The organism is Pseudomonas sp. V88_4 (assembly GCF_029967985.1).
In the GTDB taxonomy this organism is placed as follows: domain Bacteria; phylum Pseudomonadota; class Gammaproteobacteria; order Pseudomonadales; family Pseudomonadaceae; genus Aquipseudomonas; species Aquipseudomonas glycinae.
The window spans coordinates 399,461-411,816 of sequence record NZ_JASCAF010000002.1; the positions used below are offsets into that span (position 1 = coordinate 399,461).

9 protein-coding genes are annotated in these 12,356 nt (G+C 60.8%); 6 read left to right on the forward strand and 3 right to left on the reverse strand.

Annotation, left to right across the window (positions count from 1 at the left end):
* Window positions 1-92 precede the first annotated feature (92 nt).
* Both QLG12_RS04405 and QLG12_RS04410 read left to right on the forward strand, forming a co-directional pair.
* Entirely contained in the window at window positions 93-1,946 is a 1,854-nt protein-coding gene (locus QLG12_RS04405) for a polyurethanase (RefSeq protein ID WP_282473985.1), read from the forward strand.
* A gap of 159 nt (window positions 1,947-2,105) precedes the next feature.
* Window positions 2,106-2,480 (forward strand): hypothetical protein, encoded by a 375-nt coding sequence (locus tag QLG12_RS04410; protein WP_282473986.1) that lies wholly within the window; start codon window positions 2,106-2,108, stop codon window positions 2,478-2,480.
* Between the two features lie 58 nt (window positions 2,481-2,538).
* Here the strand turns inward: QLG12_RS04410 and QLG12_RS04415 are convergent, their stop codons facing one another.
* On the reverse strand, window positions 2,539-2,763 hold the full coding sequence (locus QLG12_RS04415; protein ID WP_039768348.1) for a YgdI/YgdR family lipoprotein: 225 nt from the start codon (window positions 2,761-2,763) through the stop codon (window positions 2,539-2,541).
* Between the two features lie 196 nt (window positions 2,764-2,959).
* On the opposite strand from QLG12_RS04415, the gene QLG12_RS04420 reads away from it, so the two are divergent.
* The 4 genes from QLG12_RS04420 (at window position 2,960) to QLG12_RS04435 (ending at window position 10,009) form a co-directional block, all read left to right on the forward strand.
* A complete protein-coding gene (locus QLG12_RS04420; protein ID WP_282473987.1) occupies window positions 2,960-4,612 on the forward strand; it encodes a VRR-NUC domain-containing protein in 1,653 nt (550 codons plus the stop codon).
* Window positions 4,609-6,894 carry an ATP-dependent DNA helicase gene (locus tag QLG12_RS04425; protein ID WP_282473988.1) on the forward strand — a complete coding sequence of 762 codons (2,286 nt, stop codon included), beginning with the start codon at window positions 4,609-4,611 and terminating at the stop codon, window positions 6,892-6,894. Before QLG12_RS04420 ends, QLG12_RS04425 begins: the two co-directional genes overlap by 4 nt.
* A gap of 175 nt (window positions 6,895-7,069) precedes the next feature.
* Window positions 7,070-7,984, forward strand: a complete 915-nt coding sequence (locus QLG12_RS04430; protein ID WP_282473989.1) for a zeta toxin family protein — start codon at window positions 7,070-7,072, stop codon at window positions 7,982-7,984.
* Between the two features lie 105 nt (window positions 7,985-8,089).
* A complete protein-coding gene (locus tag QLG12_RS04435) occupies window positions 8,090-10,009 on the forward strand; it encodes a PAS domain-containing sensor histidine kinase (protein ID WP_282473990.1) in 1,920 nt (639 codons plus the stop codon).
* Between the two features lie 2 nt (window positions 10,010-10,011).
* On the opposite strand, the gene QLG12_RS04440 is transcribed toward QLG12_RS04435, so the two are convergent.
* Together QLG12_RS04440 and QLG12_RS04445 are read right to left on the reverse strand one after the other, a co-directional pair.
* The gene (locus tag QLG12_RS04440; RefSeq protein ID WP_282473991.1) at window positions 10,012-11,355 is read right to left on the reverse strand and encodes a cation:proton antiporter; all 1,344 of its coding nucleotides are present in this window, start codon (window positions 11,353-11,355) and stop codon (window positions 10,012-10,014) included.
* 131 nt (window positions 11,356-11,486) lie between these two features.
* Window positions 11,487-12,344 (reverse strand): glucose 1-dehydrogenase, encoded by an 858-nt coding sequence (locus QLG12_RS04445; RefSeq protein ID WP_236192881.1) that lies wholly within the window; start codon window positions 12,342-12,344, stop codon window positions 11,487-11,489.
* Window positions 12,345-12,356: the final 12 nt, after the last annotated feature.

The window sequence follows — 12,356 nt, forward strand, 5'->3', positions numbered from 1 at the left end:
AGTTGTACTGAAATGCTCCGGGGCGCCTCGGGAGGGGCGTTCTGGTTGTGAGCTATCTCTGAACAATTCCAACAAAAAGAGAGGCAACAGCAATGGGTGTGTATGACTACAAGAACTTCGGTACGGCGGAATCCAAGGCGCTGTTCAGCGACGCCATGGCCATTACGCTGTACTCCTATCACAACCTCGATAACGGCTTTGCCGTCGGTTATCAGCACAACGGCTTCGGCCTCGGCTTGCCGGCCACGCTGGTGACCGCGCTGATCGGCGGCACGGATTCCCAGGGGGTGATTCCCGGTATTCCGTGGAATCCCGATTCGGAAAAAGCCGCACTCGACGCGGTGAAAAAAGCCGGCTGGACCCCGATCACCGCCTCGCAACTGGGTTACGAAGGCAAGACCGATGTCCGGGGCACCTTCTTCGGCGAAAAGGCCGGCTACACCAGCGCCCAAGTGGAAATCCTCGGCAAATACGACGCTCAGGGCCATCTCACGGAGATCGGCATCGCCTTTCGCGGCACCAGCGGCCCGCGGGAAATCCTGATCGGCGATTCCATCGGTGACGTGATTAACGACTTGCTCGCCGCGTTCGGCCCCAAGGATTACGCCAGGAACTACGTCGGCGAAGCCTTCGGCAACCTGATGAACGATGTGGTGGCGTTCGCCAAGGCCAATGGCCTGACCGGCAAAGACGTGCTGGTCAGCGGCCACAGCCTCGGCGGGCTGGCGGTCAACAGCATGGCGGACCTGAGCACCAGCAAATGGGGCGGGTTCTTCCAGGATTCCAACTACATCGCCTACGCCTCGCCAACCCAGAGCAGCACCGACAAGGTGCTCAACGTCGGCTATGAAAACGACCCGGTGTTCCGCGCCCTCGACGGCTCGACATTCACCGGCGCCTCCCTCGGCGTGCACGACGCACCCAAGGAGTCGGCGACCGACAACATCGTCAGTTTCAACGACCATTACGCCTCGGCGGCGTGGAATGTGCTGCCGTTCTCGATCGTCAACATTCCGACCTGGATCTCACACCTGCCGACCGCCTATGGCGACGGCATGAACCGGGTGATCGAGTCGAAGTTCTACGACCTGACCAGCAAGGATTCGACGATCATCGTCGCCAATCTGTCGGATCCGGCACGGACCAACACCTGGGTGCAGGACCTGAACCGCAACGCCGAAACCCACAAGGGCAGCACGTTCATCATCGGCAGCGACGGCAACGACCTGATCCAGGGCGGCAGCGGCAACGATTATCTGGAGGGCCGCGCCGGCAATGACACCTTCCGCGATGGCGGGGGCTACAACGTCATCCTCGGCGGTGCCGGTAACAACACCCTCGATTTGCAACAGTCGGTGAACAAGTTCGACTTCGCCAACGACGGCGCCGGCAACCTGTACATCCGCGATGCCAACGGCGGCATCAGCATCACCCGCGACATCGGCAGCATCGTCACCAAGGAGCCAGGCTTCCTCTGGGGCCTGTTCAAGGATGACGTGACCCACAGCGTCACGGCGACCGGCCTGAAGGTCGGCAACAACGTCACTCAGTACGAATCGAGCGTGAAAGGCACCAGCGGCGCCGACACCCTCAAGGCCAAGGCCAGCGGTGACTGGCTGTTCGGGCTGGACGGCAACGACCATCTGATCGGCGGGGCGGGCAACGATGTGTTCGTCGGCGGCGCCGGTAATGATCTGATGGAGTCGGGTGGCGGGGTGGATACCTTCCTGTTCAACGGCACATTCGGCCAGGATCGCGTGGTGGGTTACACCGCCAACGACAAACTGGTGTTCCTCGGCGTGCAGGGCGTGTTGCCGGGCGACGACTTCCGCGCCCATGCCACGGCGGTGGGGCAGGACACGGTGCTGAAGTTTGGCGCTGATTCGGTAACGCTGGTCGGGGTTGCCTTGAACAGCCTGAATGCCGACGGGATCGTGATCGCCTGACGGCAAGGGTGGGGAGGGAGCGTATTCCCTCCCCATAGCAAAAGTGACTCACCAGCCATTCCCTGACTCCAATCCCTGCACCAACAGGAAATGCGGCCTAAAGCCATGACGGCAACGTTCGTCATGTAAGGGTCGCCAACGAGTACAGGAGATTCACACGTGAAAGGTTTCAAGAGGTTTTTCGGTATCGCGGGACTGGCGCTGCTGTCGGCCAATGCCTGGGCCGATCTGCCTCACAGCTCGATTCTGAGCCGCTATGGCGTGACACCCGATCAACTGCCAGAGCCGGCCAAAAGCGAAGATGCCAAACCCGTCGAAGAAAAAAGCCGCTTTCATATCCAGCCCGAACAACCGTTCGTGACCGTTCGCATCGGCGAAGACCATGAGCCGGAAATGACCGGCAACCTGAGCATCGACCGCATGGCGCAACAGGAGCGTCAGCGCTGCCAGCGCTTGCAGGAAGAACTGGTTCGCCGCGGCGAGCGTCCCTTCAGTTGCGACGGCTCCCTGCCGGGCATGGCGTTACCACGCTGACAAATGCAAAAAAGGCTGCGCTCCAACAGAAACGCAGCCTTTTTTGATGTTGTATCCGTCAGTCTTCCTTGCGCACCGTGGCCACTTCGTCGGCACGTACGCGGACTTTGGCGCCGGAAATATCCTTGAACTCGTAGAAGCCGTCCTCGGTTTTGGTATCGGGCATGTCTTCGGTCAGGTACTGGGTGCCGTTCTGCAAGGTCACCACTGTCGGGGTCGAGCAACCGGCCAGGGTCAGCAAGGCTGCAACAGCCAACGGAATTCCGAGAGTCTTGATTTTCATAAGCAAGCATTCCTGTTCATTTCGACCATTGTCGGCCTCTAACGCGGTTGGTGCCATTACGCCCGGAAAAGTTCGATGGCCACCTGAAAAAAACCGTAATGAATGTGCCACCCATCTTTTTCCGTTTGCGCCTGCCGGGGCAGGCTGGTATCTGTACGCATAACCAGTACTTGCTTGCCATGGCCCCGAAATTACCGTGACTGCCAATCCCCTCGACGATCCGTTCTATTACCTCAACAACTTCTGCCAGGTGCTTGATTGGCTTGAGCTTCGTTACGCCGATGTGATGAGCGAAGCGGAACACGCTTTCATTCGCGACTTCACGGCACTGCCGCGCGGATCCCAGGGATTGCTGGTGCGGATGGTGATGCGCAAGGGCGTGCATTTTCGCGCCGGCAAGCTGAATTATCCGGAAATCGGCGACATCGCCGAGGCGGCGCAACCGCTGCTGGATCACGGCTGGCTCGATGAACAGGCGCCGTTGTCGATGACAGATCTGTTCGAGGTGTTGCTCAAGGCCGAGCTCCTGCAAGCCTTCGGCCCGGCCATCGACCAGCCCAAAGGCAAGAAAGTCGACTGGTTGCCGCAGTTGCACGAACAATTCCCCGAGCCCCGCAGTTTCCGGCAATGGTGCCCGGCGCTGGCGGACCGGTTGTTCAGCCTGACGCTGATGGACCTGTGTGATCGTTTTCGCCTGATGTTCTTCGGCAACCTCTATCAGGACTGGTCGGAGTTCGTGCTCGCCGACCTTGGCATCTTCACCTACGAAAAAGTCGAATTCAGCGCCGATTCCCGGGGCTTGCGCAGCCGTGCCGACGTCGATGCCTGCCTGTTTCTGCACGACTGCCAGCTGTATTTCGAAGCCGGCGAGCCGCTGGAGCCGATCGTCGGACAGGTCGCGGCGCTGCATTTTGACAACCCGTGGCTGCAACGTCGGCGCGGCAAGCTGTTGTTCCAAATCGGCCAATACTGCGAGCGCCTGGGCGAGTTTGCCCTGGCGCTGAAGATCTATCGCGACTGCGCCTATCCCGGCGCGCGGTTGCGGATGATCCGCGTGCTGGAACGCAGCGCCGACTACGCGCTGGCCCTGGAACTGGCGGTCATTGCCGAACAGGCGCCGGAAACCGCCACCGAACAGCAGGGCTTGCAACGGATATTGCCGCGCCTGCGGCGCAAGCTCGGCGGGCCGCCGATCAAACGCACGGCGCCGGGCATGGTGGAACGACTGGATCTGCACCTGCCGCGTCTCGATCCGGCGTTGTCGGTGGAATATCACGTTCAGGCGCACCTGCACGAAGAAACGGGGCCGGTGCATTACGTGGAAAACAGCCTGATCAATTCACTGTTCGGCCTGCTGTGCTGGCCGGCGATCTTCGCGCCATTGCCGGGCGCGTTTTTTCACCCGTTCCAGCGCGGGCCGATGGATCTGCTCAATGAAGACTTCCAGCCCCGCCGCGCCGAGCTGTTTCAGACCTGTCTGGCCGAACTTGACGATGGCCGTTATGCCGACACCATCCGCGCGCGGTTCACCGCCAAATGGGGCGTGCAGTCGCCGTTCGTGTTCTGGGGCGCGCTCAATGAAGAACTGCTGGAGCAGGCGCTGGCCTGTCTGCCGGCCGAACACCTCAAGCACTGGTTCAGCCGTCTGCTGCTGGACATCAAGGCCAATCGCGCCGGCATGCCCGACCTGATCCAGTTCTGGCCGCAGCACAAGACCTACCGGATGATCGAAGTCAAAGGCCCCGGCGATCGTTTGCAGGACAACCAGCTGCGCTGGCTGGAGTTCTGCAACACGCACCGGATGCCGGTCGCCGTGTGTTACGTGCAATGGGCGGAGCAGGGCGCTTGAGCTACAGCATCGCTGTGCGGGCGCTGTGCGAATTCACCGCGAAAACCGGTGACCTCGACCTGCGCTTCACCCCGTCACCGACTGCGCTGGAGGGCATCGCCGGGCATCGCACCGTGGCGTCCCGGCGCAACGACGCGTACCAGAACGAAGTGGCGCTGGAGGGCGCAATCGGGCCATTGAAGGTCAAGGGCAGGGCAGACGGCTACGACCCGACGCAGAACTGCCTGGAAGAAGTCAAAACCTATCGCGGTGACCTGAGCAAACAGCCGGCCAACCACCGCGCGCTGCATTGGGCCCAGGCGAAAATCTACGGCTGGTTGATGTGCTGTCGCTTGCAGCTGGAGCAGATCAATCTGGCGCTGGTGTATTTCGACATCGTCACGGAAAAGGAAACCTGTCTGGTCGAAGCGTTCAGCGCCGATGCGCTGTGGCAGTTCTTCGAACAACAGTGCGGTTTGTTCCTGGCGTGGGCCGAACAGGAAATGGCCCACCGCGAAGCGCGCAACCGGGCGGCGCAGCAATTGGGGTTTCCCCATGCCGCGTTTCGCCCCGGTCAGCGTCACCTCGCCGAATCGGTGTTCAAGGCCGTCAGCACCGGCCGCTGTCTAATGGCCCAGGCCCCGACCGGGATCGGCAAGACCCTCGGCACCCTGTTTCCGATGCTCAAGGCCATGGCGCCGCAGCAACTGGACAAGGTCTACTTTCTTACCGCCAAGACGCCCGGACGCAAACTGGCGCTGGATGCGGCGCAAGTGCTGTTCGATCACAGCGAAACCTTGCCCCTGCGAGTGCTGGAAATGGTCGCCCGGGACAAGGCCTGCGAACACCCGGACAAGGCTTGCCACGGTGAATCCTGCCCGTTGGCCCAGGGCTTTTACGACCGTTTGCCCGCTGCCCGCGAAGCCGCCAGCCAATTGCGCCTGCTGAATCAGGCCGCGCTGCGTGAGGTCGCCGTGCAACACGGGGTGTGCCCGTATTACCTGAGCCAGGAAATGGCCCGCTGGGCCGACGTGGTGGTGGCGGACTACAACTATTACTTCGACTTCAGCGCTCTGCTGTTCGGTCTGGCCCAGTTCAATCAATGGAACGTTGCGGTGCTGGTGGACGAGTCGCACAACCTGGTTGAGCGCGGGCGGCAGATGTACAGCGCGACGCTCGATCAGGCAACACTGGGCAGCGTGCGCAAAACCGCGCCCGAGGTCCTGAAGAAGTCGTTGCAACGCGTCAACCGCGAATGGAACGCCTTGCACAATGACCAGTTGGCGCCGTATCAGGCTTACGACAAGGCGCCGGAAAAACTGCTTCAGGCGCTCTCATCCTGCACGGCGAGCATCGGCGACTACCTCAACGATCACCCGCAAGGGCTCGACAGCGGACTCCAGAACTTCTACTTCGAGATGCTGCAGTTCGGCCGAGTGGCGGAACTGTTCGACGCGCATTACCTGTTCGACATCAGCAAACGTGACCTCGAACGCAAACGCCCGTTATCGCAACTGTGCCTGCGCAACGTGGTGCCGGCGGCGTTCATCGGCCCGCGCCTGACCGCGGCGCGCAGCAGCGTGCTGTTTTCCGCCACCCTCAGCCCGCGCCACTATTACGCGGATTTGCTCGGCACCCCGGCCGACACGGTCTGGATCGACGTCGAGTCGCCGTTCAGCGCCGAGCAATTGCAGGTGCAGATCGTCAGCCGGATTTCCACCCGTTTCGCGCATCGTCAGGCGTCGCTGGAACCGATTGTCGAGTTGATCGCCCGCCAGTTCAGTGAACGTCCGGGCAACTACCTGGCGTTCTTCAGCAGTTTCGATTACCTGCAACAGGTCGCGCAGTTGCTGGCCGAGCGGCACCCACACATCACCCGGTGGCAGCAATCCCGAGGCATGGACGAAGGGGCGCGTCAGGCGTTTCTCGATCAATTCACCGCCGACAGCCAGGGTATCGGCTTCGCTGTGCTCGGCGGCGCGTTCGGCGAAGGCATCGATCTGCCCGGCGCGCGGCTGATCGGCGCGTTCATCGCCACCCTCGGACTGGCCCAGCTCAACCCGGTCAATGAACAGATGAAGCGGCGTATGGCCGCGATCTTCGGCGCCGGCTACGACTACACCTATCTGTTCCCCGGCGTGCAGAAAGTGGTACAGGCCGCCGGACGGGTGATCCGCACCCAGCAGGATCGCGGCGTGGTGATGCTGATCGATGATCGCTTTGCCGAGGGCCGGATTCGGCAGTTGCTGCCGCGCTGGTGGTCGCTGGAAGGGAGTGAATGTGCAGGAAATCTGTCGGGTTGACGTACGTTTTCGGGAATTTGAACAGGGCGATTTTCACCGCAGACTGTAGGAATAATCATCTATAAAACAGTGACATACGTTGTAAATATCTTGTCTTTGATGAGGTCAGAAAACCGGTCTTTAGTCAAAGGGCCGGTCACCGGTATCCCTCAAGACGAGATAAGGAAATCATTGCATGTCTGTCACCACTGCCTACCACTACACCTACACGCCGGAGCAGGTCACTGCTGCTTTCGATACCCTCAGCCCGACGCTGTTTTCCGCAGTAACGGCCGAGACCACACCCCGGATGCTGGTCGCTGCCGGCGTGCAAAGTTCGGGCAAAACCTACCTTCTGGAAAAAAGCCTGCTGCCTTCCGGTCGCTATCAAAACCATGTTCGCCTTTACCTTCCCCAGTATCGGGAAAAGCATCCGCAATATGAGGAAATGATCAAATTCGGCGTATTGCATGCCTACGAACACACAGAGACGTTCGTCCGCGATCTGTGCCAGAAGATTTTCGAAAGAGCCTTCAACGAGAAACTCAACATCATTCTGGAGTGCGCATTCGACACCATCGAATTTGCCGCCTTGCCTGAGTACGCCGCCAATGCCGGCTATCAGCTGGAAGTGCACGTGGTCGCCTGCAACTACCCCTTTGCCTTTATTTCCGGGGTTCGACGCGGGCTCAAAAGCCTCGAAAAGGGCGAACTCGAGCGTTTCGTCAAACCGTCGGTGCTGAAAACCAGCCTTGGTAACGCTCATGCGGTGCTGTACACGCTGGAGGCGGCCGCCAAAAAAGTCAGCGGATCGCAGATTTTTCTGTACGAACGCGGCCTGGGGGCCTTGCAGGATCGGGTCCTGCGCGCGCACAGCACATACAGCCTGGACAGCCAGAACAGGCTCTCCATTTCCTCGACATTCACGCCTTACAGCTACGAGGCCTATCAGCGTATTTTCAGCAAATCGGTCAATGGCGAAAGCGAGCGTAATGAAATGGTCAGGGAGAGCCATCTGGCCTTGTCCAAAGCAACGCAATACGCGACGCAGGTACCGGATTTCCTCTTCAATGCGCTTTACGCCAGGATCGTCAGATATGTCCAGCGATGAGCTGCTGTCCCTTGCCTTGCCTGGCCCGGTATGCTTTTGCAGCTGTCCATTCCACCGGTTTGACGCATACTCCTGCCATTGAGAATTTGCTTTGAGCCAAGCCTGATGAGCGAGAACAAGAAGTCCGCTGCAATCGAAGACATGCGCTTTCGTTTGCTGATCGATGCGGTGGTCGATTATGCGATCTACATGATCGACCCCGAGGGGATCATTACCAGCTGGAACTCCGGCGCCAAGCGCTTCAAGGGTTACGAAGAAGCCGAGATCCTTGGCGAGCACTTTTCAAGGTTCTACACCGACGAAGATCGCGCCAACGGTTTGCCGCAGCGGGCGCTGGACACGGCGATTCGCGAAGGCCGGTTCGAGGGGGAAGGCTGGCGGGTACGCAAGGACGGCACCCATTTCTGGTGCCATGTGGTGATCGACCCGATTTTCAGCCCGAGCGGGCAATTGCTCGGCTTTGCCAAGATCACCCGCGATCTGACCGACCGCAAGATGGCCGAAGAGACCCTCAAACAGAGCGAACAGCAGTTTCGTCTGCTGGTGCAGGGCGTCACCGACTACGCGATCTACATGCTCAGCCCCGAAGGCCGGGTGACCAACTGGAACCCCGGTGCGCAGCGGATCAAGGGCTACAAGCCGGAGGAGGTCATCGGCCAGCACTTCTCGATGTTCTACACCCCGCAAGACCGTGAGGCCGGTGAACCTCAGCGTGCCCTGGAGACGGCGGTGCGCGAGGGCCGGTTCGAAAGCAAGAGCTGGCGCCAGCGCAAGGACGGCACGCGGTTTCTGGCGCATGTGGTGGTCGATGCGATTCGCGGCGACACTGGCACTTTGCTCGGTTTTGCCAAGATCACCCGCGACGTCACCGAAGCCACTCAGGCACGACAAGCCCTGGAGAAAACCCGCGAAGCGCTGTTCCAGGCGCAAAAGATGCAGGCCATCGGCCAACTCAGCGGCGGCATTGCCCACGACTTCAACAATTTGCTGACGGTGATCCTCGGCAACCTGGAAATCGTGCGCAAACGCGTCGGCGATGACCCGAAAGTCAGCCGTCTGCTGGAGAACGCCACCCAGGGTGCATTGCGCGGCGTGTCGCTGACCCAGCGCATGCTGGCCTTCGCCCGGCGTCAGGAACTCAAGACCGAACCTGTCGAGATTCCGCAACTGGTACAGGGCATTACCGGGCTGTTGCGCAGTTCACTGGGGCCGGGGATCCGCATCGAAACGCAGTTCCCCGAAGACCTGCAAGCGGTGCTGGCCGACAGTAATCAGCTGGAGCTGGCGGTGCTCAACCTGGCCACCAATGCTCGCGATGCCATGCCCGAGGGCGGCAGCGTCACCCTCAGTGCCGAAGCCGAAGTGGTCAACGAACAGAACGATTCAACGTTGGCGGCCGGGCGTTATGTCTGTCTGCGAGTGAGCGATACCGGTGAAGGCATGGACGCTGACACGCTGGCGTCGGCGACCGATCCTTTTTTTACCACCAAGGGGCTGGGCAAAGGCACGGGTCTGGGGTTGTCGATGGTCCATGGATTCATCGAGCAATTGGGTGGCCGCTTCATTCTGAAAAGCACCAAGGGGCAGGGCACCACCGCTGAACTGTGGTTGCCGGTAGCCATCGAAGGCGCCGCGGCCAAATCGATTGGCTCGAATGCATCCACCGATACCGTGCCGCGCCTTAGCGTGCTGGTGGTCGATGATGACAGTCTGGTACTCACCAGCACGGTTCTGCTGCTGGAAGACCTTGGTCACCGGGTGGTCAGTGCCACCTCTGGCGCCCGGGCCCTGGAGCTGTTCGAACGGGGCGAGGTGATCGATCTAATGATCACCGATATGGCCATGCCGAAAATGAGCGGCGCGCAACTGGCTCACGCCGTGCGCCTGCTAAAGCCGGATCTGCCGATCATCCTCGCCACCGGCTATGCCGAACGCCTCGAAGGATTTGCAGCGGGGTTGCCGCGACTGTCGAAACCGTTCAATCAGCTGAATCTGGTGGAGATCATTGCCCGGTCGATGAAGTGAGTTCAGGGTTTGTGTGTTTTATGCCGCGCATAGCGCGCGAGGATCGGCTGGGTGCTGACGCCGTGCAGCAGAATGCTCAGGGCCACGACCGACAGGGTCAGGTCGGTACACAACGTGGCCACGTTGTCTCCCAGCCCATGGTTCAACGCATAGAAGAGGTAGAACAGACTGCCGATGCCGCGGATGCCGAACCAACCGATCAATAACCGTTGGCGTCCTGCGAGCAACGCCCCCCACGGCATCAACCCCACGCAGACGGGGCGAATGACACAGAACAGCACGCCGCCAACCAGCAGTGCCCGCCAGTCCCAGTGGCTGACCAGCACCACGCCGAGCAGCGTAACCAGAAACACCTCCATCGCCCGCTCCACCAGACCACCGAAGGCGAGCATGTCGCCCATCATGATGCCGGCGGCGACCTGGCTGTCTTCCAGCCGTTCGGTGTTGCCGTGTACCGCTTGCTGCGGCTCGACGTTCTGATGACCGACCACCGGTTGCACCATGTGCTCGGCGGGCGGTTGGTGGGCGCCGGTGGATTTGACTTCCTCCTGACGCAAGCCGAGGCCGGCGGCGAATACCGACAGAAACCCATAGCCACCCATGGATTCCGCCACCACATACGCCAGCGCAATCAACGCCAGGGCCAGATAGTCATTCGGGCTCAGAGTGCTGTCATCGTTGCGGATACGTAGCGAGAGGGTCAGTCGACCGATGCCACGGCCCATCCAGTAGCCGCAAAGCAAACCGGCGGGAACCGCCCAGAGCACGCTGCGCAGAACCCAAGTGGGCCACTCGCTGGCAAACCCTTCACCGTGCAGCAGCAACAGACCAAGGATCACGAACGGAAAGGCAATCCCGTCATTGAGCCCGGCCTCGCCGGACAGGCCGAACCGCACACTGTCGACATCCCGCGCATCGTTGACCTGCACCAGCGCCGCAAGCACCGGGTCGGTCGGCGCCAGAATCGCGCCGATCAGTAGCGAAGGCCCCCAATTGAGATCCAGGCCAAAATGCAGCAACAGGCAGACGCCAATGATCGTCAGCACCATCACCGGCCCCGCCAGGCCGAATGCAATCCGCCAACGTTTGTCGCGCAACGGCAAACGCAGTTTTAAACCGCAGACGAACAGGGAGAACAGCACCGCGACTTCGGTCAGGTGCTCCATCCACAACGAGGCTTCGTCCAGCGGCAGTTTCAGCAGATCGAGCCCTGCCGGCCCGATGCCAACCCCCAGCAGCAGGCAAACAGCCGAGGTGGTGACCGGCATCCAGCGCAGGTACGACGACGTCAGCGCAAGCGTCAGCAGCACGGCACCGAGCACCGCCACCCAGATGATGAAGCTCATGACGCGCGGCCCGTAAGGTCAGTTCTATGCCGCCCCGACATGACGACCTCCTGATTTCTTGCAACCCGAATGGGCCATGAAAGTATGGAGAGGTCGCCCTGTCCAGCGGTTCACTTTTTCTGGCAAGCGGTTCAGAGCATCGGTTTGCCGCCCGTCACGCCGTAGCGCTGGCCGGTGATATAGCTGGCTTCGTCAGACGCCAGCAGCACGTAGATCGGCGCGACTTCCACCGGTTGGCCGGGCCGCCCGAGTGGCGTTTGCTCGCCGAAGTTCTGCACTTCTTCATCGGGCATGGTCGAGACGATCAGGGGCGTCCAGATCGGCCCCGGGGCCACGCAATTCACGCGAATTTCTCTCGGACCGAGCATTTGCGCCAGTCCGCCAGTGAAATTGGCGATGGCTCCTTTCGTCGTGGCGTAGGCGAGCAGGGTTGGCTTGGGCATGTCCGAGTTGATCGAACTGGTGTTGATGATGGAGGAGCCAGGTCCCATGTGTTTGATGGCGGCCTGACACAGGCGGAAGATCGCCGTGATGTTGACGTCGAAGGTCATCACCCATTCGTCGTCGGGAATCTCCTCGAAGGTTTCGTGGGTCATCTGGAAAGCCGCGTTGTTGACCAGCACGTCGATGCGGCCGAAGCGCTCGACGGTCTTGTCCACCAACACCTGGCACTGGGCTTTCTGGGCAATGTCACCAGGCAGTAACAGGCACTGGCGGCCGGCCTGTTCGACCCAGCGCGCGGTTTCCTTGGCGTCTTCGTGTTCGTTGAGATAGGCGACCGCGACATCGGCGCCTTCACGGGCGAAGGCAATGGCCACCGCCCGGCCGATGCCGCTGTCGGCGCCGGTGATCAAGGCGATCTTGCCGGCCAGCCGACCGGAGCCGGTGTAGCTTTGCTCACCGCAATCGGGGTAGGGCTCCATCTTGCGCTGGGAGCCGGGAACCGGCTGCGCCTGTTTTGGGAACGGCGGTTTTGGATAGTCAGTCATCGTCAATCTCCG